The following is a 23,246-nucleotide window of genomic DNA, read 5'->3' on the forward strand; positions in this document are numbered from 1 at the left end:
CGCCGGGGCCGGGTGTGTCACAGCCGCGCCGGCAGCCACCGCAGCTGTTCCGCCTGCTGGAACGGGCCGCCCCCTTCATGGTCGTTGAAGTCGTACACCGCTATCTCCTTGTCGGAGTGGTCCCAGGCGTTGAAGGCCGCGAACACGGTGGACGGCGGGCAGGTCTGGTCCTCCAGGGCGACTGAGAACAGGGCCGGGCAGCGGCCGCGCGCCGCGAAGTGCGCGCCGTCGAAGTAGGAGAGCGTACGCATCACCTGCTCGGTGCGGCCGCGGTGGGCCTTGAGGTACCTGCCCACCTCCCGGTACGGATCGCGGTCGGTCATCGTCGTCGCGCGCGGGAAGTCGCACAGGAATGGCACGTCCGGAGCGATCGCCGCGAGGTCCGGCACCAGCCCGCCGACGGCCAGGGTGATGCCGCCGCCCTGGCTGCCGCCCACGGCCGCGGTACGGGAGGCGTCGACCAGCGGATGGGAACGCGCGGCCTCGACCGCCCGTACGGCGTCCGTGAAAACCCGCCGGTAGTAGTAGCTCTCGGGGTCCTCGATGCCCCGGGTCATGAAGCCCGGGTGAGCGGGGCCGCTGCCCACCGGGTCCGGTGTTGCGCCGTCCGACCAGCCGCTGCCCTGGCCCCGGGTGTCCATCACGAGGTGCGCGAAGCCGGCCGAGGCCCACAGCAGGTGCGTGTGGGGCAGCCCGCGGCCGCCGCCGTAGCCGACGAACTCGACGACCGCCGGCAGCGGCTCCGTCGTCCCGGTCGGCAGCGTGAGCCAGCCCTTGACGGGATGCCCGCCGAAACCGGCGAACGTCACATCGAACACCTCGACGTTCTTGAGACCGGTCTCGACCGGCTCGAAACGGGCGTCCAGATCGTGGACACGCGCCTCTTCCAGGGTCTTCGCCCAGAACGCGTCGAAGTCGTCGGGTGCGACCGACGCGGTGCGGTAGGTGCGCAGCTCGTGGAGAGGCAGGTCGAACAGGGCCATGCGGGCCGCCTTTGCTATTCGAGAAGCGGGATGATCACACGGTACGAGGTGCGGCCCGGCTGGAGAAGAGGTGCGAAAGCGCTTTCTCCGGCACGGACGCATGGATCGTCGTCAACGGCGCACCCTACGACGTCCCGTACGAACATCCGTGTAGCCCAATGGGCCGGACAGTACGCGCCGTTGCGTACCGCCCGGCCCGGTGGCCCGAGTCGTGCGTCAGCCCGGTGACGTGACCTTCACCGGCTCCGTGCCGGCTCCGCTGTGCCGTTCGGCCCAGTTCTCCAGGGCCGTGCGGCAGGCGTGGTCGAGGTGGTGCAGCCCGGTCAGGTGCAGCTCGACCGGGCGGTCCTGCGGCAGCGACTCCAGGGTGTCCAGGATCCTCGGCAGCCGCAGGAACGTGGCGTTGCCCGTCAGGTACGCCTGGATGGGCCCTGCGCCCTTGTCGACGACCTCGAGACGGACGTGAGAGGCCTCCCAGGCCGTCTTGACGACTGCCAGGGCGAGACCGATGAGCACACCCTCGAACATGCTGACCGAGACGATCGACAGGGCCGTGACGATCAGGATCAGCGCCTCGCCGCGGTGCTCGCGCCACAGACCGGCCAGTTCACGGGCCGGAATCAGCTTGAAGCCCGCGTGGACGAGGACGGCGGCGAGTGCCGCGACGGGGATGACGCCGAGCGCGGCAGGCAGCAGCGCGGCGAACAGCAGCAGCCATACGCCGTGCAGCACGCGCGACGCCTTCGTCCGTGCGCCCGCCTGGACGTTGGCCGCGCTGCGCACGATGACCGCCGTCATCGGCAGCGCGCCGAGCAGCCCGCACACGGCGTTGCCCGCGCCCTGCGCCATCAGCTCCTTGTCGTACTGGGTGCGCGGACCGTCGTGCAGGCGGTCCACGGCGGCGGCGCTGAACAGGCTCTCAGCGGAGGCGATCAGAGTGAACGCGAGCACCGTGCCGATCACTCCGATGCTCGCCAGCTCCCCGAACTCGCCGAGGCCGGGCGGCTGAATGGACTCGATCAGACCCTGCACCTCGACCTTGGCAACGGGCAGGCCGAGCAGCGCCGAAGCGAGCGTGGCAAGACCGACGGCGGCCAGCTGTGCCGGGACGACCTGCACCGGCTTCGGCAGCCTCTTCCACAGCACCAGCACCGCGATGGTGCCGACGCCGAGGCACAGCGCGGTCCGCGCCTGCGGCGACGCGACCGCGTCGGCGAACATCCCCGGCAGCCCGGCGATCTTCGCCAGGCCCGACGACGGGGCCTCGGTGTCCGCCAGCGAGTACAGCTGTCCCGCGATCAGGACGAGCCCGATGCCCGCCAGCATGCCCTCGACGACGGAGACGGAGATGGCCCGGAACCAGCGGCCCAGCCGCAGCCCGCCCATGAGCAGCTGGAGCAGGCCCGCGATCAGGACGATGACGCCGAGTACGGGCACCCCGTACGCCCGCACCGCCTCGTAGACGAGCACGGTGAGCCCGGCGGCCGGGCCGCTGACCTGCAGGCTGCTGCCGGGCAGCATGCCGGTGACGATGCCGCCCACGATGCCGGTGACGAGGCCGAGTTCGGCCGGTACACCGGAGGCGACGGCCACGCCCACGCACAGCGGCAGCGCGACGAGGAACACGACGAGCGAGGCGGTGAAGTCCTGCCGCCAGGAGGAGCCGGGCGCGGTGAGGCGGCTGCGCGGGCGGCCGGTCGATGCAGTAGGGGAGGTGTCCATGTGGGGGGTGTTCTTGTGGGGGGTGTTCATGTGCGAGGAATCCATGGGCGCGCTCACAGGGCAGTGAAGGCGTCGGTGTCGGGATCGTGTGCGAGCACGGTTCCGGTGTGGACTTCGTAGAACCAGGCGTGCAGCCGCAGTCGGCCGCTGTCCAGGCGCCGGGCGATGCCCGGGTAGGACCGCAGTCGCAGGATCTGTGCCAGCACGTGGTGCTGCACCGCCTCGGCCACGGCGGGGTCGTCCTGGGTGCCGTCCGGGCGCGGTGTGGCCCGGGTGAGCCAGTCGTGTACCGCGGGCACGGACGTCAGGTCGTCGCCGCGCACCAGGGCGCCGACGGCGCCGCAGTGCGAGTGGCCGCAGACGACCACGTCCGAGACGCCGAGCACCTCCACGGCGTACTCGATGGTGGCGGCCTCGCCGGTCGGGTGTTCGGATGCGTAGGGGGGAACGATGTTGCCCGCGGTGCGCAGCTCGAAGAGCTCGCCGGGCCGGGCCCCGGTGATCAGTGCCGGGACGACTCGGGAGTCGGAGCAGGTGATGAACAGGGCCTGCGGCGACTGGCCTTGCGCCAGGCGCGCGAACTCCTCCGAGCGGGCAGCGGACTGCTGCCGGAAGGAGCGTGCGTGATCGATGAGGGGCTGCATGGGGAATGCCTCCAGCGCGCCGGAAGGCGCGTCGTCGTACGAGTACGGGGTGTCACTGGCGACGGGCAGGAGGGAGCGACCCCGTGCGGCGCACGTGGGCGCACGGGGGTGAGAGCGGCATGGTGTGTGCCGGATGTGGCGACGGGAACCGTCCCGGGCTCGCTCCTGACCGCGGTCCTGTCAGCAGCGGAAGACCTGGAGTACCGCGGGAGTTCTGCCCGTCGCCGGTCTTGGCAGACGGTGGGAGGTGCCAGCGGGGACGCGTGACGCCGGCACCGCCGAGGCGGCGGGATCACGCGACTCCACGCCGTGCGGAGGGCCCTGCGTCGAGAACTGCGCGGCGCGCTGCCGGTCACGGGCGTACACGGGGTGCGCGACGGTCTCGACGGGGTGGGCGTCACCGCAGTTGGCGGCCCTGACCAGCTCGGCGTCGGTCGAGGCGATGTGCCTTTCGTGACCGGTGGCCGCCGGAGTGGAGGGACTGAACAGCTGGAGTGCGAACAGGACGCCGGCGAGCACGCTGAACAGGGCACGGAACGCCGTACCTTGTGACATCAGCTCAGCTCCCGGTCGGGTCTGCGACTGCACCGGCCGCAACGGCGATGTTGGCGTGCGCGAGTGCTGTAACTCCTTTGGAGGATTAGCACTGTAACCCGGCATCACGCCCGAATGGTTACCGAAAGGTTTCCCTCCCGTGAGGGCCTGGCGAGGGGATGCGTGCGATCTGTGGGTCGATTCTCTTAAGTCGGGCATTGATCGGACGAAACGTCTATTGGGACGTTCGGGTGACTTGGGCGCCAATTGGGCAACCGGGACATTTACTGTGGCACTCCTCCCCGGCACAGTCCGATGCAGTCCTTCCTCCCCCTCTGGAGGCGTCATGTCTCTTGGTCAGCTGGCCGATTCGCGCTCGACGACGCTGCCGGCGTGCGCGGGCGACGCCGATTCCCAGCCCGCCCCCGCCGAGGGCGCGGGCGCGGACGCGGCGAGCGGCTATCTGCTCGCCGCACCCGATCCGTGCAGCTGCACGGCGGCCCCTCCGCTCGACCCGGACTCGCCCCTCGAGACGGACGACCAGCGACTGGCGGCCAGGGATCAGCGTCTCGCGGCCCCGGACCAGCGCGTGGTGGACCTCCACACGGCCCTCACCGCGGCCGGCGTTCCGCCCGAGGCGGGCGACACCGCCGCGATCCATGTGCTGGCGGCCCTGGACGACGAGACGGTGCACGCGGTCATCCGCTGGGTGAGGGGCCGCTTCGCGGTGTGAGGGCGGGCGTTCGTCGCCCGTCGCCCGGACCGGATGGCTCGGGCACGGTCGAGGGTGGGCCGGTCGGCACGCGGACGTGCGTGTGCGATCGGCCTGTCTCCCGGTAGACCCGCTCCGGAAGCGGCAGACGTCGGCCGCGGCCGTGTCGAAGGGGAGCCCTGCGGGCTGCAGCCTCGTGCTCGGTGACACCGTCGTGGTCGCCTGGGGGGAGGGGCGTTGCCCTAGGCAGAGGGGTGCCGCTGTGCCCACCCGTGCCGCCCAGCGGCACGATTGCCCACGGCGGCGCGGTTGCGCGGTTGCCCGCGGCGCGCGGTTGCGCGGTTGCCCGCGGTGGCGCGGTTGCCCGCGGTGGCGCGGTTGCGCGCGGCGGCAGGCGCGTCGACTGTGCTCTGTGAGACGGCGATCATGCTCGGCGGCACGACGACGGCGCGTGGCCCGGCTGCGAGCTCGTACCTGCGGCCGCGACCGATGGCGTACGACGTGATCGTCGGGCTCTCCCCGCGCTCCTCCGGCCGATTCGCGGCGGCCGGCCTCGGGCCGCCGCCTACCACCGCAGACGTGCGAACGCCGCTACCACCGCAGATCTGGCCACCACCCCCACCCGCCCGTCTCCCTGGAGCGTCATGGACACCGCCCGTCTCCGCTCGGTCCTGCGCGCCGAACGTCTTGTCGCGATCGTGCACGGCAGGGACGCCGAGGCGTCGCTGAACACTGTGCTGGCCCTCGCCGACGAGGGCGTGGCGCTCATCGAGATCTCGCTCCACACTGCGGACGCCCTGGCCGTCATCGCGCGCGCCGCGGCCCGCCTCGGTCCCGACATCGTGATCGGCGCGGGCGCGGTGCTCACGGCCGACGACATGCGCCGTGCCCGGAACGCCGGAGCCGGCTGGGTCGTCACCCCGGCCGTCACCGAGGCGGTCGCGGCCTCGGCGCTGGCCGGAGTGCCGGTCCTCGCGGGCGCGCTGACCCCTACAGAGGCCGTCCACGCGATCAGGCTGGGCGCCGGCGCCGTACAGCTGTTCCCCGCATCCCTCGGCGGCCCGCACTACCTCGCCGCCGTGCGCGAGCTGCTGCCGGACGTGCCGTTCGTACCCGCAGGCGGAGTCGACGTCGGTGCCGCCGAGGAGTACTTCACTGCCGGAGCCGTCGCCGTGGGCGTGGGCCCGCCCCTCGTCGGCGACGCCGCTCACGGCGGCGACCTCGAGGCCCTGCGCCACCGTGCGCGCCGCTATGTGCGGGCCTGCCGCTCCGGCAGCACGGCATGACACCGGCGCCGTCCCGAGCACGGAGAATCCACTGACATGGGGAATCCGCTGACACGGGGAGTCCGCTGACACGGGGAGTCCGCTGACACGGAGCATCCGCTGACACGGAGCATCCGCTGACACGGAGAGTCGGCTGACACGGAGAATCCGCAGGCCGGAGAGCGCGTGATGCACCTCGTCTCACCGGGAACAGTCACATGGAGCAGGGACCCGGCAGAGCAGGGACCCGGCACCCCACCAGAGCGGTCCCGCAGGCGATCCCCGAGACGATCGGCGAGGGTAATCAGGGTGAACGTGACGCCGATCCGTGCGCGGGGGCGCAACCTGGACGTAAGGAACGCACGTCTCGGCGGCGGACGCCGGCCACGGCGGCCCGCCCGGCCGTGACCGGCAGCAGCCCGCGGCAGCGGCAGCCACGGCACTCGAACATCTCGCCCCAAGGAGGCCTGACCTCATGTCAGAGACCAGCGGCTGGGAGAACCCTCTGCGCGATCCGCTGGACCGGCGGCTCCCGCGCATCGCGGGACCGTCCGGCCTCGTGATCTTCGGTGTCACGGGCGATCTGTCCCGCAAGAAACTGATGCCTGCCGTCTACGACCTGGCCAACCGGGGTCTGCTGCCCCCGGGCTTCTCCCTCGTCGGCTTCGCCCGCCGGGACTGGGCCGACGAGGACTTCGCCCAGATCGTGCACGACGCGGTCGAACACCACTCCCGCACCCCGTTCCGCGAGGAGGTGTGGCAGCAGCTGGCCGAAGGGATGCGCTTCATCCCTGGCGACTTCTCCGACGACACGGCGTTCGAACGGCTGCGCGCCACGATCGAGGACCTCGACAAGGCGCAGGGGACGGGCGGCAACTTCGCCTTCTACCTCTCCGTACCACCGAAGTTCTTCCCCACGGTCGTCGAGCAGCTGAAGCAGCACGGGCTGTCGGACGCTCCCGCGGGGTCCTGGCGCCGCGCGGTGATCGAGAAGCCGTTCGGGCATGATCTGGCGTCCGCCAAGGAGCTCAACGCGATCGTGCACGAGGTGTTCGCGCCCGACGAGGTGTTCCGGATCGACCACTACCTGGGCAAGGAGACCGTCCAGAACATCCTGGCGCTGCGCTTCGCCAACACGATGTTCGAGCCGATCTGGAACCGCTCGTTCGTCGACCATGTGCAGATCACGATGGCCGAGGACATCGGCATCGGCGGCCGGGCCGGCTACTACGACGGCATCGGCGCCGCCCGCGACGTCATCCAGAACCACCTGCTCCAGCTCATGGCGCTGACCGCGATGGAGGAGCCGTCGGGCTTCGACGCCCCCTCGCTCGTCACCGAGAAGCTGAAGGTCTTCAAGGCCGTGGAGCTGCCGGTGAACCTGGGCGCGTACACCGTGCGAGGACAGTACGCGGCCGGCTGGCAGGGCGGCGAGAAGGTCATCGGCTATCTGCAGGAGGACGGCATCGACACGCAGTCGAAGACCGACACCTACGCGGCGATCAAGCTCGAGGTCAACAACCGCCGCTGGGCCGGGGTGCCGTTCTACCTGCGCACCGGCAAGCGCCTCGGCCGCCGCGTCACCGAGATCGCCGTCGTCTTCCAGCGCGCCCCGCACTCGCCGTTCGACACCACCGCCACCGCGGAACTCGGACAGAACGCGCTGGTCATCCGGGTGCAGCCGGACGAGGGCGTCACCGTGCGGTTCGGCTCCAAGGTGCCCGGCACGTCGATGGAGCTGCGCGACGTGACGATGGACTTCGCCTACGGCGAGTCCTTCACGGAGTCCAGCCCGGAGGCGTACGAGCGATTGATCCTGGATCTTCTCCTCGGTGACGCCAACCTGTTCCCGCGCACCGAGGAGGTCGAGGAATCCTGGCGGATCCTCGACCCGATCGAGGAGTACTGGGCCGCACACGGCAAGCCCGCACAGTATCCGGCGGGCACCTGGGGCCCCAGGGAGGCGGACGAGATGCTCGCACGAGACGGACGGAGCTGGCGCAGGCCATGAAGATCGACCTCACCGACACCAACGCCAGCAAGATCAACAAGGCGCTCATCGAGGGCCGCCGCGCCATCGGCACCCCGGCCGTGGGCATGGTGCTCACGCTCGTCATCGTCACGGACGAGGAGAACGCGTACGACGCCCTGAAGGCGGCCACGGACGCGTCCCGCGAGCATCCCTCGCGCACCCTCGTCGTCATCAAGCGCCACGCCCGCTCCCCACGCGACCGCCACGGCACGCGCCTGGACGCCGACGTGCGGGTGGGCACCGACGCGGGCGCCGGCGAAACGGTGCTGCTCCGCCTGCACGGCGAGCTGACCGACCGCGCGGACTCAGTGGTGCTGCCCCTGCTGCTGCCCGACGCGCCCGTGGTCGTGTGGTGGCCCGTGGACGCCCCGGCCGTGCCCGCCAAGGATCCCCTGGGCGCGCTCGCGCAGCGGCGCATCACCGACGCGTACGCGGTCGAGCGGCCGCTGCAGGAGCTCGAAGCGCGCTCCGCCGGGTACGCGCCCGGGGACACCGACCTGGCGTGGACCAGGCTCACCCCGTGGCGTTCCATGCTCGCCGCCGCCCTCGACCAGTCACGTGCGGCGGTCACCTCCGCCGTGGTGGAGAGCGAGGCGGAGAACCCGAGCGCCGAACTGCTGGCCCGCTGGTTCGTGAACCGGCTCGGCGTACCGGTCGAGAAGGTCGTCACCGACGGCCCCGTCATCACCGCGGTCCGGCTGCGGACCGCCGACGGCGAGATCCACATCGACCGCCCGGCAGGCCCGGTGGCCCGGCTGTCCATTCCCGGTCAGCCGAGCCGCGTCCTCGCGCTGAAGGTGCGTACGACCGCAGAACTGATCGCGGAGGAGCTGCGCCGGCTCGACCCGGACGAGGCGTACTGCGCCGCGCTGCACACCACGGTGACGGAGCTCGGTCCGCCGGGCGGCACAGCCGGGGCGGCCGCCGCGTCGTGACCGGGGCGGCGCGCGCTGTGCCGAAGGTTCCGGCCCGGGTGGTCGCCGCGGCGGCGTGCGTGCGGCTCCGGCCGACCGTCGGCGCGGCAGCGGCAGCAGCGGTAGGGGCAGCGGCCGCTTTCCGCGAACCCGGCCGCACGACTCGGCTCCCTCCGGGCTACTCGATGTTCTCGGTGTCGATGCGGGCGTCTATCTGCTTGTACGCGGCGGGGGTCCGGGTCAGCACGGGCCTGAAACGCCGCCCGGGGGGAAGTCCTCAGGGAGTACGAGGCCCGGCCCATGGGCGCCGCCCCTCACCCACGCCCCAGGCGCCCATGGATCCCGGGGACGCAGGGCACCTCCGCCACTCGCGTCCCCGCACCCCTATACGCTCACGCAGTCGGCCGCCGACCCGCTGTCGCTGTCGCCGTCAGCCCGCACGGCCCGCATCACTCCGTGCGGGGCTGCCGGGGCCGCGGCTGTCGCCCAAGGGTGTGTGGATGCGTCCGTTGAGCGAGCGGAGTGGGGTCACTCGGCTCTTCGCGGTCTGCTCGTGTTGTGTGTCCTTCGTCCTGTTGGTCTCGAGTGGGGCTTGGTTGCTCATGATGCGATGATCAGCCAGGAATCGTGCCGCAACCACTCCCTGCTTTTCCTGGTGTTGCGCATCCTGGTGCTGCGACTCCCAGGCAGAGCGACGGGACGGCCGGCCTGGTGTTTGCTTGACGATCACATTGCAGGGGAGGCCGTGATGGTGACGGATGGCGACGTGCGGTACCTGCGCCGCTGTGGGGAGCTGGCGGCCGAAGCACTCGAGGAGGGCGACGAACCCTTCGGTTCCGTGCTGGTCGGCGGGGACGGGACCGTGCTGGGTGAGGACCACAACCGGGTGGCGTCCGGCGACCGTACGCGGCATCCGGAGTTCGCGCTCGCCCGGTGGGCGGCGGCGCACATGACGCCGGAGGAACGGGCGGCCGCCACCGTCTACACCTCCGGCGAGCACTGCCCGATGTGCGCGGCCGCGCACGCCTGGGTGGGTCTTGGCCGCATCGTGTACGCGAGTTCCTCAGAGCAACTTGCCTCGTGGAGCGCCGAATTGGGGGTGCCCGAGCCTCCCGTGCGGACGTTGCCGATCCAGGACATCGCCCCTGGTGTGATGGTGGAGGGCCCGGTTCCGGAGCTCGCGGAGGAGGTGCGGGCACTGCACCGCCGCTTCCACGCCCGTTTTCGCGGCGCCTTGTGAGGGCGTCTGTCGTCGTGACCGAGGCGGAAGAATGCCCCGCCGCGAGGGGGAGACGCGGCGGGGCTGATGGTCGGGTGCCCGCTAGCCGGCCGATCATGCCTGCGTACGAGGAACGGGTCCGGACAGGCTGCGCAGCCCGTCTCCGATGGCCGCCACACCCTCACCGATGAGGGTCGTCGTGGTCGCGGCATAACCGAGAACGAGTCCGGGCCGATGGGGGAGTCGGGTGTGCCATGAGAGTGGTTGCACCTTCACGCCGCGCGTGAGGGACGCGGCGGCGAGGTCGGTGTCGTCGAACTCGTCGTCGAACGTGACCGTCAGGTGCAGGCCCGCCGCGGCGCCGTGCACGACCGCCTGCGGGAGGTGCCGTCCGATCGCCTCGATCATCGCGTCGCGGCGTCGGCGGTGGCGCTTGCGGAGCAGCCGGAGATGGCTCTCCAGCTCGCCCGACTCCATCAGCCGCGCCAGGACCAGCTGCGGCAGTGCGGCGTTGCCGAGGTCCGTGAAGCGCTTGGCGGTCACCAGGGCCTCGCGGTACCGGGCCGGCGCGACCACCCATCCCGTACGCAGGGCCGGCGCGAGGAGCTTGGAAACGCTCCCGGCGTAGCAGACGTGCTCGGGGAGCATGGGCTGCAGCGCGGGGACCGGAGGGCGGTCGTAGCGGTGCTCGGAGTCGTAGTCGTCCTCGAGGACGAGCCCGCCCGAACGGGCCCAGTCCATCAGTTCGCGCCGTCGTTCGCCGGTGAGTACGACCCCGGTCGGGAACTGGTGGGCCGGGGTCAACAGAACGGCGCGTACGCCCGTGGCGCGGAGTTCGTCGACGCGGACGCCCGCGGAGTCCACCCGTACCGGTGGAGTGCGCAGCCCCTCGCTGCCCAGCTGCTGGCGGGCGCCGAGCGAACCCGGGTCCTCCACCGCCACAGCCTCGATGCCGTCGCGCCGGAGCACCCGCGCGACCAGCCCGAACGCCTGGGCCGTGCCGGCGACGATCAGCACATCGCCGGGGTCGGCCTTGATGCCGCGGTTGCGGGCGAGCCAGTTGGCGACGGCGAGCCGCAGCGCCGGAGTGCCGCGAGGGTCGCCGTATCCGAAGTCGGACGCCGAGAGGTCCCTCAGGACGGCGCGTTCGGCCCGCAGCCACGCCGCCCGCGGGAACGCGGTGAGGTCCGGGACACCCGGCGACAGATCGATCCTCGCAGGCGTCGCCCGCAATGTCTCGAACACCTCGGGGCCGGGCGCGCCGGAGAACGGGGCGCCGGGCGCCGGGGGAGCAGCGGGCGGCGGGGAGAGCGTGGCGGTCGTCGTCCCGACAGGGGCGGCCACCACGACCGTTCCGTTGCGGCCGCGCCCGGCGATGTGCCCGTCCTCGATCAGCCGCTGGTAGGCCTCCGTGACCACACCCCGCGAGACACGCAGTTCGCCGGCGAGGACCCGGGTCGCGGGCAGCCTGCTGCCCACGGGCAGACGGCCGTCCGCGATCGCGCGCCGCAGCCGCCCGGCCAGCCACTCGGCGCGCCCGCCCGCCGGAGCGTCGCCGATGTTCAGCTGCAGGAAGTCGGACCCAGGGGTTTTGGTCCTGTTGAGAGCGTCATCTTTGGACCTGTCCACCGAGCCATTGTGGCAGCAGGGTGGGGGCATGAACACAACGGCGGAGCACTCCGCGGCAGGTGGACGTCCTCGCACGTCACGGGCTGCCGACGGCGGCGATGACGAAGGCGGGGTGCGGACGGTGACCACAGTCGGTTACGTGCACGGTTACACGGCACGCGAGACGCGCCGTCTGGGCGATCAGGCGGACACGCTGGCGCAGTTGCTGCACGCGGGCACCGCGTATCCGGCGGGCAGCCGGGTACTGGAGGCCGGCTGCGGCACGGGCGCCCAGACGGTGCACCTGGCGGCGGGCAGCCCCGGCGCGCACTTCGTCGCGCTCGACGTCTCCGGGGCGTCACTGGCGCAGGCCCGCGCCCGTTTGGCGGCCCGGGCCCCGTGGGCGCGGGTGGACTGGGTCCGCGCGGACCTGTGCGACCTGCCGTTCGCCGACGCCGAGTTCGACCACGTCTTCGTGTGCTTCGTCCTGGAACACCTGCCGGACCCGGAGCGGGCACTGGCCGGGCTACGGCGCGTGCTGCGCCCCGGCGGCACCGTCACCGCGATCGAGGGCGACCACGGCTCGGTCCTCTTCCACCCCGACAGCTCCTACGCCCGCGCCGCAGTCGGCCACCAGGTGCGGCTGCAGTCCGCCGCCGGCGGCGACGCGCTGCTGGGGCGGCGACTGCAGCCGCTGCTGACCGGCGCCGGATACGCGGACGTGGTCGTCAGCCCCCGGACGATGTACGCCGACGGGACCAGGCCCGCGCTGGTCGAGGGCTTCACCCGGAACACCTTCATCGCCATGATCGAATCCGTTCGGGACGAGGCGCTCGCCGCGGGGCTCACCACGCGGGGCGACTGGGACCGTGGCATCGCCGACCTGCACCGGGCCGCCGACGGCGGCACCTTTCAGTACTCGTTCTTCAAGGCCGTCGGGTTGAACCCGGGAACTCCGGGAAGGGGGCGCGCGTCATGACCGCCGTACTCGTCGCCCTGGGCCTGCTGGTGCTCCTCGCCTGCGGTCTGGAGCCCAGCCATCGCCGCCGGCCGCACCCGAGGCGTCGGCTGTACGGAAGCGCGGACGTCGAGGACCGGGACCTCGTGCGCGTTCGCGACGAAATCAAGGCCGCGGCCGACCGCGACGTACCTATTCCCCCACCCCGCCCCTTCCCGTAACCGGGGGCGCTGCCCCTGGACCCCGCTGGGGGGCTTCGCCCCCCAGACCCCCTGTCGCCCTAACGGGCTCGTCCTCAAACGCCGGACGGGCTGGATGGTGAAGCGTCCGGACGGGCTGAATTAAGGGCCGCGATGCTGGCTCGTCCTCAAACTCCCCCAGCTAACGCTGGGAGGTGCCCCCAGACGGGCTGAGTTTGGCCGCCAGCCACGTCGGCACGCCGCCGAGCAGCCGGAAGAGGCGCTTCGCCTCCGCGCGTAGTCGGGACGCCTCCGGTTCGGACTCCGCGTCGGCCAGGGACGCCAGCGCGGGAGCCGTGCCGACCAGGTAGCCGAGCTCCTCGCGGATGCGGAGGGACTCGGCGAAGCCGTGGCGGGCCTCGGCCAGTTCGCCTTCGCGTAGGGCCAGTCCGGCCAGATGGCGCCAGGTGAAGGACAGCAGCAGCGTGTCGCCGTGCGCGGTGGCCCCCGCGTGGGCGCGGCGGTAGGCGGCGCGGGCGGCCTGCGGGGAACCCGCGAGGTTCTCGGCGATCAGCCCCCGCCGGAAGTCGAGCAGAGCCCGTGTCGGCGCGCCGGGGGCGATGAGCGCCGCGGCCCGCCCCAGCGCGGCCCGCGCCTCGTCGGCCCGGTCGCGCACCCCGAGCAGCGTCGCGGCGTAGGCGAGGTGCCCGCGCTCGCACGCGGCCGCCCCCCGCTCGTCGTCGTCGCGGGCCAGCGCCTCGGCCGTACGCAGTGCGTCCTCGGCCTCGGCCCATCCCTGCTCGGTGTACAGGCACTGCTCCACCAGGAGCGCGACCCGCTGCAACGCGACGTGGGCGTCGTCGGCGGCGTGTGGTTCGAGCAGGGCGGCCGCATCGGTCCAGCAGGCGCGCGAGCGCAGCCGCCATACCGCGGTCTGGAGTGGATCGTCCCCTGCAGTCGTTCCGATACCAGACATGGCGGTATGCGCCACGTTGCCCTCCCCGAGCACACCATTGAGCTGTTGAGTCGTGGCGGAATCTCAGCATGAATCCGAGTGCCCGGCCAAGGGGGTGGGTGAAGGATTTCACAAAGTGCGGGGGCGGTTGGGGGATCCCGCTGCCGCCCGTCGCCTCAGCTCATGCGTAGCGCTAGGAAGAAGTCCAGCTTGTCCTCGAGGCGCGACAGGTCACGGCCCGTCAACTGCTCGATTCGCCCGATCCGATAACGCAGCGTGTTGACGTGCAGGTGCAGGCGCGTGGCGCACCGGGTCCAGGAGCCATCGCAGTCGAGGAACGCCTCCAGCGTGGGGATGAGCTCCGCGCGGTGGCGCCGGTCGTAGTCGCGCAGCGGATCCAGCAGGCGGGCCGTGAACGCGCGGCGCACGTCGTCCGGCACGAACGGCAGCAGCAGGACGTGCGACGCCAGCTCCTGGTGGCCGGCGGCGCACACCCGGCCGGGCCGGGCGGCCGCGACGCGGCGGGCGTGCCGGGCCTCCTCCAGGGCGCCGCGCAGTCCCTCCGCCGAGTGCACGGCGGCGCTGACGCCGACCGTGAGCCGCCCGTCGTCGGCCAGGCCCGCCGACAGCGGCTCCCGTACGGCCTCCAGCAGGCTCTCCGCGGCCAGCCCCGCCTCGTCCCCCATTGCCTTAAGGGCATGGGAGGTACCCCCATCGTCGTGCTGGGTGGCCACCGAGGGCAGCGGCACCAGCGCGATCGCCTCCGTACCCGTGTGCGCGACGGCGATACGGTCGGACGGCTCGGGCCCGGCCGACAGGGGGTCGACGAGGATCTCCTCGAGGAGCGCCTGGGCGACAGGGCCGCCCTCGACGTCACCGCCCTCCCACTCGACGCCCGCCACGACCACCTGCCAGTGCGGCGCCACGCCGAGCCCGGGCAGCAGCACGGGCGCGGCCACCCGCAGCCGCGCCGCGATCTCGGCCGGAGCCGCCCCGGCCTGCACTAGCTCGAGGACCTCCTGCGCGAGCCGGCGCCGCACCGTGCGCGCCGCATCCCGCCGGTCCCGCTCCACCGCGATCAGCTGGGTGACGCCGTGCAGCAGGTCGAGGCGCTCGTCGGGCCAGTCCCCGGCGTCGGCCTCGACGGCGAGCAGCCAGTCGGACAGCACGGTCTCGCGCACGTCGCGCGAGCCCGCCGCGCCCGGACCGGTGGCCGTCGTGGGACGGTGCCCCGAGCTGCGGACGGGGAACAACGAGTACGTCGTGGTGCCCACCGTCACCCGGTACGGGCCGCGCCGCCCGGTACGGACGGCCGCCAGATGCTCGGCCGCAAGCCTGGCGCGTACGTCGGGTGCAGACGCGGGCCCGCCGTTGTTCGAGCCCGCGATGGCCCGACCGGTCGGGGACAGGACCCAGGCGCGCAGGTCCAGGTCGGAGCGGAGCAGATCGAGCACCGCGTCCGGGCCGCCGCCTCCGGGGCCGGGTGTCATCAGCCGCCGGTGCCGGTCCACCACGGCCGCCAGGTCGCCCGCGCGCTCGCCGGAGACCTGGCGTACGACATGCTCCGTGATCGTGGCGAAGGCCACGGACTCGTTGACCGAGAACAGCGGCAGGCGGTGGCGCGCACAGGCCTCGACCAGATCGTCGGGGACGGCGCCGAGCTCGGCCTCGCCGGCCGCCAGCGCCGCGACCCCGGCGCCGGTGAGGATCCGTACGAACGGCTCGGAGTCCTCGGCGCCGCGCCGCCAGGCCAGGCCGGTGAGCACCAGCTCACCGCCGGAGAGATAGCGGCTGGGGTCCCGCAGGTCCGTCGTCATCACGCCGCGTACGGTGCGGTCCAGCTCGCTCTCGCCGCCGAGTAGCCGCAGCCCCAGCGCGTCGGTGTCCAGCAGTGCGCGCAGGCGCATGTCTCTCGTCGCCGCCGATCTTTCTCGATGGTGCTCGTGGTGCGTGCCGGTCGGTCGTCGTTTCCGGACGAAGACGACGGTGTTACCGGGGATCGCCGTTCATACGAATCTACAAGAACGATGCTCCGGCCAGCCAACTCCTTCATGGTTTCCGTGACTGACCCCGGCGGAGTACAGCGCTGTGTACTGACCTCGATCCGCGTGAACACCACATGCACGAGCCGAATTCGTAGAGATCCGTAGACCCGTAGATTCGTAGGTTTCGTAGAAGAGAGCCACCATGGACTTCCTTCGCCCCGCACGCTGGGAGGAGGCGCTCGCCGCCAAGGCGGAGCACCTCACGGCCGTGCCGATCGCGGGTGGCACCGATGTGATGGTCGAGATCAACTTCGACCACCGGCGGCCCGAGTACCTGCTGGACCTGAACCGCATCGGTGAGCTGGGCGAGTGGGAGGTCGGCGAGGACACCGTCCGGCTGGGCGCCTCCGTCCCGTACACGCGGATCATGGAGCACCTGCGGGCCGAGCTGCCGGGCCTGGCGCTCGCCTCGCACACCGTGGCGTCCCCGCAGATCCGCAACCGCGGCGGCGTCGGCGGCAACCTCGGCACCGCGTCTCCGGCTGGCGACGCCCATCCGGCGCTGCTGGCCGCGGGCGCCGAGGTCGAAGTCGAGTCGGTACGCGGCTCCCGGCGCATCCCGATCGACGAGTTCTACACCGGCGTGAAGCGCAACGCGCTCGCCCCCGACGAGCTCATCCGGGCCATCCACATCAAGAAGGCCGACGGGCCGCAGCAGTACTCGAAGGTCGGCACCCGCAACGCCATGGTCATCGCCGTGTGCGCCTTCGGGCTCGCGCTGCACCCGGAAACGCGGACCATCCGTACCGGGATCGGTTCGGCGGCGCCCACCCCCATCCGCGCCCAGGCCGCCGAGGAGTTCCTGAACGCGGCGCTCGACGAGGGCGGCTTCTGGGACAACGGCAAGATCATCACCCCGTCGGTCGCGAAGCAGTTCGCCGACCTGTGCGCGGCCGCCTGCAATCCGATCGACGACGTGCGCGGCACCGCGAGCTACCGCCGCCACGCGGTCGGCGTCATGGCTCGCCGCACCCTGACCTGGACCTGGGAGTCGTACCGCGGTACTGAACCCACCGCCTTTCGGAAGGGGAGCGCTGCGTAATGCGTGTGACGTTTCGCGTGAACGGCCGCCGGCAGGAGGCCGACGACGTGTGGGAGGGCGAGAGCCTGCTCTACGTGCTGCGGGAGCGCCTCGGCCTGCCCGGCTCCAAGAACGCCTGCGAGCAGGGCGAATGCGGTTCGTGCACGGTCCGCCTGGACGGGGTGCCGGTGTGCGCGTGCCTGGTCGCGGCGGGGCAGGTGGAGGGCCGGGACGTCGTGACGGTGGAAGGGCTCGCCGACTACGCCAAGGAGCGCGCGGCGGGGGGCGGTTGCGCCACACATCCTGGTTCCTGCGGTACGGCCGGTACGTCGCTGGACGCGGCCCGGCGGTGGGAGGCGCGGCCGACGGACTCGGCGACCGGCGAGGGTGCGCAACTCGCCCCCATCCAGCAGGCGTTCATCGACGCCGGTGCCGTGCAGTGCGGCTTCTGCACGCCCGGTCTCCTTGTCGCCGCCGACGAGATGCTGGAGCGCAACCCGAACCCGTCCGACGCGGACATCCGCGAGGCGCTGTCCGGCAACCTCTGCCGCTGCACCGGCTACGAGAAGATCCTGGACGCGGTCCGCCTCGCGGCCGCCCGGCAGTCCGAGGGGGCCTGACCATGGGGACCACCGGCACGCCCACGAACCTCACGCAGGGCTCACGGACCAGCGGCGGCATCGGCGAGTCCACGCTCCGCCCGGACGGCACCCTCAAGGTCACCGGGGATTTCGCCTACTCGTCCGATATGTGGCACGAGGACATGTTGTGGGGCCACATTCTGCGCTCGCCGGTCGCGCACGCGGAGATCGTGTCGATCGACACGAGCGAGGCGCTCGCCCAGCCCGGTGTGTACGCCGTCATGACGTACGACGACCTGCCCACGGACGTGCGGAACTACGGCCTGGAGATCCAGGACACTCCCGTGCTCGCCAACGGCCGCGTACGCCACCACGGCGAGCCGGTCGCGATCGTCGCCGCCGACCATCCGGAGACCGCGCGCCGCGCCGCCGCCAAGATCAGGGTCGAGTACCGCGAGCTGCCCGTCGTCACCGACGAGGCGTCGGCCACCGCGCCGGACGCGCCCGTGCTCCACCCGGGCCGCGCCGACCACCACGCCCCCCACGTCCCGCACCCGAACATCGTCCACCGCCAGCCCATCCTGCGCGGCGACGTGGCGGAGGCCCGACGGCGGGCCGACGTGATCGTCGAGGGCGAGTACGTCTTCGGCATGCAGGACCAGGCGTTTCTCGGCCCGGAGTCGGGTCTTGCCGTGCCCGCCGAGGACGGCGGCGTCGACCTCTACATCGCCACCCAGTGGCTGCACGCCGACCTCCGCCAGATCGCGCCCGTCCTCGGCCTGCCCGAGGACAAGGTCCGTATGACGCTGGCCGGCGTCGGCGGCGCGTTCGGCGGTCGCGAGGACCTGTCGATGCAGATCCACGCGTGCCTGCTGGCGCTGCGCACGGGCAAGCCGGTGAAGATCGTCTACAACCGTTTCGAGTCCTTCTTCGGCCACGTCCACCGCCACCCGGCAAGGCTGTACTACGAGCACGGGGCCACGCGCGACGGCAAGCTGACCCACCTGAAGGCGCGTATCGTCCTGGACGGCGGCGCCTACGCCTCCTCGTCCCCGGCGGTCGTCGGCAACGCCGCCTCGCTGGGCGCCGGACCGTACGTCGTCGACAACGTCGACATCGAGGCCGTTGCCCTCTACACCAACAACCCGCCCTGCGGCGCCATGCGCGGCTTCGGCGCGGTCCAGGCGTGCTTCGCGTACGAGGCGCAGATGGACAAGCTCGCCGCGAAGCTGGGCATGGACCCGGTGGAGTTCCGGCAGCTGAACGCCATGGAGCAGGGGTCCCTCATGCCGACCGGGCAGGTCGTCGACTCCCCGGCGCCCGTCGCCGAACTCCTGCGCCGCGTCAAGGCGATGCCGATGCCGCCCGAGCGCCAGTGGGTGACCACCGAGGGCGCCGACGTCCGGCAGCTTCCCGGCGGCCTGTCCAACACCACCCACGGCGAAGGCGTCGTACGGGGCGTCGGCTACGCGGTCGGCATCAAGAACGTCGGCTTCTCCGAGGGGTTCGACGACTACTCCACCGCGCGGGTGCGCATGGAGGTGGTGGGCGGCGAGCCCGTCGCCACCGTGCACACCGCGATGGCGGAGGTCGGCCAGGGCGGTGTCACCGTCCACGCGCAGATCGCCCGCACCGAGCTGGGGGTCACACAGGTGACGATCCAGCCTGCGGACACGCAGGTGGGCAGCGCCGGTTCGACGTCCGCGTCCCGTCAGACATACGTCACGGGCGGTGCGGTCAAGAACGCCTGCGAACTCGTCCGCGAGAAGGTCCTGGAGATCGGACGGCGCAAGTTCGGGTCGTCCCACCCGGCGTGGGCCACCGCCGAACTCCTCCTTGAGGGCGGCAAGGTCGTCACCGACGGAGGCGAGGCGCTCGCCGATCTGGCGGACGTCCTGGAGGGCGAGGCCGTCGAGGTCGAGGAGGTGTGGCGGCATCGGCCGACGGAGCCGTTCGACCTGCGCACCGGGCAGGGCTTCGGGCACGTCCAGTACTCGTTCGCTGCTCACCGGGCCGTCGTCGAGGTCGATACGGAACTGGGGCTGGTCAAGGTCATCGAACTGGCCTGCGCCCAGGACGTCGGCAAGGCGCTGAACCCGCTGTCCGTCGTCGGTCAGATCCAGGGCGGTACGACGCAGGGGCTGGGCATGGCGGTCATGGAGGAGATCGTCGTCGACCCGAAGACGGCGAAGGTCAGGAACCCGTCCTTCACGGACTACCTGATCCCCACGATCCTCGACACGCCGACCATCCCCGTCGACGTGCTCGAACTCGCCGACGAGCATGCGCCGTACGGGTTGCGGGGGGTCGGCGAGGCGCCGACGCTCTCCTCGACGCCGGCGGTCCTCGCGGCGATCCGCGCCGCGACGGGGCTGGCGCTCGACCGGACGCCGGTGCGGCCGGAGCACCTGACGGGCACGGCGTAGCCGCGCCACGGCGCCGCCGCGCGCCGCCTCCCGCTGCGGGCAATCGTGCCGCTGGGGCGGCACGGGTGGGCGCAGCGGCACCCCGACGGCGGGTAATGCCTCCCCGCTTGGGTAACCCCGACGGAGGTACCGCCAGCCCCAGGGGCACCCTCCGTCGTGGGTTGTGCCCACCCGTTCCGCCCTGCGGAACGCCTGCCCACAACGGTGGGGAACGCCTGCCCACAACGGTGGGGGAGCGCCTGCCCACAACGGTGGGGAACGCCTGCCCACAACGGGAACAGGAGACCCGAATGCTGGACATCGCTGACGAGTTGAGCCGATGGGTTGCCCAGGGGCGCGACTTCGCCGTCGCCACCGTCGTGGCCGTCGGCGGCAGCGCCCCCCGCCAGCCCGGCGCCGCGCTCGCCGTCGACGCCGACGGCACCGCGATCGGCTCGGTCTCCGGCGGCTGCGTGGAGGGCGCCGTCTACGAGCTGTGCCGCCAGGCGCTCGAGGACGGCGAGACCGTCCTCGAGCGCTTCGGCTACAGCGACGACGACGCCTTCGCCATCGGCCTGACCTGCGGCGGCGTCATCGACATCCTCGTCACCCCGGTACGTGCGGACGCTCCCGCCCGGGAGGTGTTCGCGTCCGCGCTGTCCGCCGCCGCGGCAGGAGAGGCGGCGGCGGTCGCCCGGATCGTCTCGGGTCCGGCCGAACTCCGGGGGCGCCCCCTGCTCGTACGCGGCGACGGCTCGTACCAGGGCGGGCTCGGCGGGCACCCCGGACTGGACCGCACCGCGGCCGACGAGGCCCGTGCCTTCCTCGACGCGGGCCGTACCGGCACGCTGGAGATCGGAGAGCAGGGCTCTCGGTGCGGAGCACCGATCACGCTGCTCGTCGAGTCGTCCGTTCCACCGCCCCGCATGATCGTGTTCGGCGCCATCGACTTCGCGTCGGCCCTGGTCCGTATCGGCAGGTTCCTGGGCTACCGGATGACCGTGTGCGACGCCCGGCCGGTCTTCGCCACCCCGGCGCGCTTCCCGGAGGCCGACGAGGTCGTCGTCGAATGGCCCCACACCTACCTGGAGTCGACGCAGGTCGACGGCCGTACGGTGCTGTGCGTACTGACCCATGACGCGAAGTTCGACATCCCGCTGCTGCAACTGGCCCTGCGCCTCCCGGTCGCGTACGTCGGGGCGATGGGCTCGCGGCGTACGCACCTCGACCGCAACGAGCGTCTGCGGGAGGCCGGCGTCACCGAACTCGAGCTCGCCCGCCTGCGCTCGCCCATAGGGCTGGATCTCGGTGCGCGTACGCCGGAGGAGACCGCCCTGTCCATCGCCGCGGAGATCGTCGCCAACCGGCGTGGCGGCAGCGGCGTTTCGCTGACCGGGGCGCACACGCCGATTCACCATGACGGGCCAAAGGCGACGGCGCGGCGGATCGGATCCGTCGCCTGAGGCGTCGGTAGGGTCCGTTCGCGGAGGCGGCGGACCCCTTCTCCCTCACCTGTGGCGGTGCACCTCGTGCACCTCAGTTGATGCACCCGTATTGACGTGCGCATGCCGCTCGACCAGTCTCGTGTGGGAGCGCTCCCGCAAGTCCCTCGTGACCGTTGCGCACCAGGAGTTAACCCCACCATGAGACCCATCAGACGTACGAGATGCGTCCCGGCCGCACTGGCCGCCCTGTCGGTCGTTCTGGCCTCCTTGCTGACCGGACCGGTAGCCACCGCAGCCGAACCGGCCCCCGCCGCGGCCGAATCGGCAGCCGGCTCCAGGGGCCCCCGCCTCTACGTACCGGACGCCAACCCCGACGCCTACCTCCAGGCCCTGGACCTCGTCCGCGCCGGCCGGGACCGCGAGGCGGCCGGCATCGTGGCGATGGCCAACACCCCGCAGGCGGTCTGGTTCGGAGACCAGAGCCCGGCCGAGGTGGAGCGGCTCGCCCGCGGCGTCGTGCGCGACGCCGGACGCGACGACGCGACGCCCGTGTTCGCGCTCTACAACGTCCCCGGCCGCGACTGCTCCAACTACTCGGCGGGCGGGGCCGCGAACACCGCCGAGTACAAGGCGTGGATCGACGCGGTCGCCCGCGGTATCGGCGGCCACCGGGCCATCGTGGTCCTCGAACCGGACTCGCTGGCGCTCCTGCCCGCCGACTGCGGCCAGGACGACGCGGAGGGCACCCTGACCGCCGCCCGGTACACAGAGGTCAACTACGCCGTCGACAAGCTCGAGCCGCTGTCCGGCACCCGGGTGTACCTGGACACGGGGCATCCCGGCTGGCACTCGGTGAACTCCATCGTGCCGCGCCTGGTCGAGGGCGGTGTCACGCGTGCCACCGGCTTCTTCACCAACGTCTCCAACTACACCACCGACGCCGCCACCTCCTGGTACGGCAAGCTGATCTCGTCCTGCCTCGCCCATGTCGCGGAAGGCGGCGACAGCGCCGAGTGCCCCGACCAGTGGTGGCCGCGCGCCGAGGCCGAGGCGTGGCTCGACGAGAACGTGGACACGCCCGCATCCCGTATGAAGCACTTTGTCACGGACTCCAGCCGCAACGGCCAGGGCCCGTGGACACCGCCCGCCGGCAAGTACACGGACCCTCAGGAGTGGTGCAACCCGCCCGACCGGGGCCTCGGCGCCCGCCCGACCCTGCGCACCGGCGATCCGCTGCAGGACGCGAGGCTGTGGATCAAGATCCCCGGTGAGTCGGACGGCCTGTGTCTGCGCGGGACGGCGGGTCCGGAGGACCCGGAGCGCGGGATGGTGGCCCCGCGCGCGGGGGACTGGTTCCCCGAACAGGCCCTGGAACTGGTGCGGCTCGCGACCCCGCCGCTGCTGCCGGAGGACTGATCCCGGTCCCCAGTGGTCGTCACCGCCACAGAGCCCCTTCGTCCGTCCTCCGTGATCAGGGGCGCCGCAGCAGGCCGTCCGCCGCCCGGCCGAACAGCAGGCGCGCGGACGCGGCCAGCGGCGGGTCGAGGAACGGCGGTAGCGGGCGTACCCGCAGTTCCTCGACCCAGACGACCCGGGAACCCGCCCCGCTCGGGTGGACCTCGATCTCGGCCCAGCCCGTGACGAACGAGCCGCGCTTCTCCAGGCGGCAGCGGGCTGGGCCGCCGGGCTCGGCGGGGTCCGGAGGCTGCCAGACCGTCACCTCCATCGGGTCGTCGAACGCGGCCGGTCCGACGCCGGTGCGGGCCACGAAACGGGTGCCCGCGCGGGTGGGCGGCGGTGTGGTGACGGTGACGCGGGTCAGCGGGACCACGTCCGCATGGTGTTTCCAGTCGGTGAGGCGGTGCCATGCCTCGGCGGGGGAAAGGGGCGTAACCCGTTCGATGCGGAAGAGGGCCATTGCGTGATGGTAGGCGCGGGGCGCGTGCCGCCTGTCGGATGGCGTGCCCTGGGGGACCGCCGCCGGACGGTCTCGGGTTACATTGCCGCCCGAGCTGATCCAGGTC

20 protein-coding genes are annotated in these 23,246 nt (G+C 72.1%); 12 read left to right on the forward strand and 8 right to left on the reverse strand.

What is annotated here, in order from left to right; all coding sequences use genetic code 11:
- Window positions 1-17: 17 nt before the first annotated feature.
- The 4 genes from STSP_RS21530 to STSP_RS21545 all read right to left on the reverse strand — a co-directional run bounded on the left by STSP_RS21530 (window position 18) and on the right by STSP_RS21545 (window position 3,904).
- Complete coding sequence (locus STSP_RS21530) at window positions 18-983, reverse strand: acetylxylan esterase (RefSeq protein WP_067280548.1); 966 nt, start codon at window positions 981-983, stop codon at window positions 18-20.
- Window positions 984-1,199: 216 nt separating this feature from the next.
- The gene (locus tag STSP_RS21535) at window positions 1,200-2,735 is read right to left on the reverse strand and encodes a SulP family inorganic anion transporter (protein WP_232789742.1); all 1,536 of its coding nucleotides are present in this window, start codon (window positions 2,733-2,735) and stop codon (window positions 1,200-1,202) included.
- A gap of 23 nt (window positions 2,736-2,758) precedes the next feature.
- Window positions 2,759-3,349: a carbonic anhydrase gene (locus tag STSP_RS21540; protein ID WP_067280553.1), complete on the reverse strand. Its 591-nt coding sequence runs from the start codon at window positions 3,347-3,349 to the stop codon at window positions 2,759-2,761.
- A gap of 180 nt (window positions 3,350-3,529) precedes the next feature.
- Window positions 3,530-3,904, reverse strand: coding sequence for a hypothetical protein (locus STSP_RS21545; protein ID WP_067280556.1), 375 nt, complete (start codon window positions 3,902-3,904; stop codon window positions 3,530-3,532).
- Between the two features lie 325 nt (window positions 3,905-4,229).
- On the opposite strand from STSP_RS21545, the gene STSP_RS21550 reads away from it, so the two are divergent.
- The 5 genes from STSP_RS21550 (at window position 4,230) to STSP_RS21570 (ending at window position 10,046) form a co-directional block, all read left to right on the forward strand.
- On the forward strand, window positions 4,230-4,616 hold the full coding sequence (locus STSP_RS21550) for a hypothetical protein (RefSeq protein WP_067280559.1): 387 nt from the start codon (window positions 4,230-4,232) through the stop codon (window positions 4,614-4,616).
- 623 nt (window positions 4,617-5,239) lie between these two features.
- Entirely contained in the window at window positions 5,240-5,881 is a 642-nt protein-coding gene (locus STSP_RS21555; protein WP_067280562.1) for a bifunctional 4-hydroxy-2-oxoglutarate aldolase/2-dehydro-3-deoxy-phosphogluconate aldolase, read from the forward strand.
- A 454-nt stretch (window positions 5,882-6,335) separates the two neighbouring features.
- A complete protein-coding gene (zwf, locus tag STSP_RS21560; protein ID WP_067280574.1) occupies window positions 6,336-7,871 on the forward strand; it encodes a glucose-6-phosphate dehydrogenase in 1,536 nt (511 codons plus the stop codon).
- On the forward strand, window positions 7,868-8,827 hold the full coding sequence (gene opcA / locus STSP_RS21565; protein ID WP_067280577.1) for a glucose-6-phosphate dehydrogenase assembly protein OpcA: 960 nt from the start codon (window positions 7,868-7,870) through the stop codon (window positions 8,825-8,827). The genes zwf and opcA overlap by 4 nt, the downstream gene beginning before the upstream one ends.
- A 727-nt stretch (window positions 8,828-9,554) precedes the next feature.
- Window positions 9,555-10,046: a nucleoside deaminase gene (locus STSP_RS21570; protein WP_067280736.1), complete on the forward strand. Its 492-nt coding sequence runs from the start codon at window positions 9,555-9,557 to the stop codon at window positions 10,044-10,046.
- 93 nt (window positions 10,047-10,139) lie between these two features.
- Here the strand turns inward: STSP_RS21570 and pdxR are convergent, their stop codons facing one another.
- Window positions 10,140-11,654, reverse strand: a complete 1,515-nt coding sequence (gene pdxR, locus STSP_RS21575) for a MocR-like pyridoxine biosynthesis transcription factor PdxR (protein ID WP_067280581.1) — start codon at window positions 11,652-11,654, stop codon at window positions 10,140-10,142.
- A gap of 121 nt (window positions 11,655-11,775) precedes the next feature.
- Between pdxR and STSP_RS21580 the strand changes: the two genes are divergently transcribed.
- Together STSP_RS21580 and STSP_RS21585 are read left to right on the forward strand one after the other, a co-directional pair.
- Entirely contained in the window at window positions 11,776-12,612 is an 837-nt protein-coding gene (locus STSP_RS21580; RefSeq protein WP_067280744.1) for an L-histidine N(alpha)-methyltransferase, read from the forward strand.
- Window positions 12,609-12,812 carry a hypothetical protein gene (locus tag STSP_RS21585; protein ID WP_067280585.1) on the forward strand — a complete coding sequence of 68 codons (204 nt, stop codon included), beginning with the start codon at window positions 12,609-12,611 and terminating at the stop codon, window positions 12,810-12,812. Before STSP_RS21580 ends, STSP_RS21585 begins: the two co-directional genes overlap by 4 nt.
- 160 nt (window positions 12,813-12,972) lie before the next feature.
- On the opposite strand, the gene STSP_RS21590 is transcribed toward STSP_RS21585, so the two are convergent.
- Both STSP_RS21590 and STSP_RS21595 read right to left on the reverse strand, forming a co-directional pair.
- Window positions 12,973-13,761, reverse strand: a complete 789-nt coding sequence (locus STSP_RS21590) for a hypothetical protein (protein WP_067280747.1) — start codon at window positions 13,759-13,761, stop codon at window positions 12,973-12,975.
- 140 nt (window positions 13,762-13,901) lie between these two features.
- Entirely contained in the window at window positions 13,902-15,632 is a 1,731-nt protein-coding gene (locus STSP_RS21595; protein WP_067280588.1) for a PucR family transcriptional regulator, read from the reverse strand.
- 280 nt (window positions 15,633-15,912) lie between these two features.
- On the opposite strand from STSP_RS21595, the gene STSP_RS21600 reads away from it, so the two are divergent.
- The 5 genes from STSP_RS21600 to STSP_RS21620 all read left to right on the forward strand — a co-directional run bounded on the left by STSP_RS21600 (window position 15,913) and on the right by STSP_RS21620 (window position 22,638).
- Window positions 15,913-16,812, forward strand: coding sequence for an FAD binding domain-containing protein (locus tag STSP_RS21600; protein WP_067280590.1), 900 nt, complete (start codon window positions 15,913-15,915; stop codon window positions 16,810-16,812).
- Window positions 16,812-17,411 carry a (2Fe-2S)-binding protein gene (locus tag STSP_RS21605; RefSeq protein ID WP_067280593.1) on the forward strand — a complete coding sequence of 200 codons (600 nt, stop codon included), beginning with the start codon at window positions 16,812-16,814 and terminating at the stop codon, window positions 17,409-17,411. The genes STSP_RS21600 and STSP_RS21605 overlap by 1 nt, the downstream gene beginning before the upstream one ends.
- Before the next feature lie 2 nt (window positions 17,412-17,413).
- A complete protein-coding gene (locus STSP_RS21610; protein WP_067280595.1) occupies window positions 17,414-19,798 on the forward strand; it encodes a xanthine dehydrogenase family protein molybdopterin-binding subunit in 2,385 nt (794 codons plus the stop codon).
- Between the two features lie 290 nt (window positions 19,799-20,088).
- Entirely contained in the window at window positions 20,089-21,240 is a 1,152-nt protein-coding gene (locus STSP_RS21615) for an XdhC family protein (RefSeq protein ID WP_067280604.1), read from the forward strand.
- Window positions 21,241-21,420: 180 nt separating this feature from the next.
- The gene (locus STSP_RS21620; protein ID WP_067280605.1) at window positions 21,421-22,638 is read left to right on the forward strand and encodes a glycoside hydrolase family 6 protein; all 1,218 of its coding nucleotides are present in this window, start codon (window positions 21,421-21,423) and stop codon (window positions 22,636-22,638) included.
- Between the two features lie 55 nt (window positions 22,639-22,693).
- Here the strand turns inward: STSP_RS21620 and STSP_RS21625 are convergent, their stop codons facing one another.
- Window positions 22,694-23,140, reverse strand: coding sequence for an SRPBCC family protein (locus STSP_RS21625; protein ID WP_067280607.1), 447 nt, complete (start codon window positions 23,138-23,140; stop codon window positions 22,694-22,696).
- Between the last annotated feature and the right edge of the window lie 106 nt (window positions 23,141-23,246).

The sequence above is a fragment of the Streptomyces jeddahensis genome, assembly GCF_001642995.1.
GTDB lineage: Bacteria > Actinomycetota > Actinomycetes > Streptomycetales > Streptomycetaceae > Streptomyces > Streptomyces jeddahensis.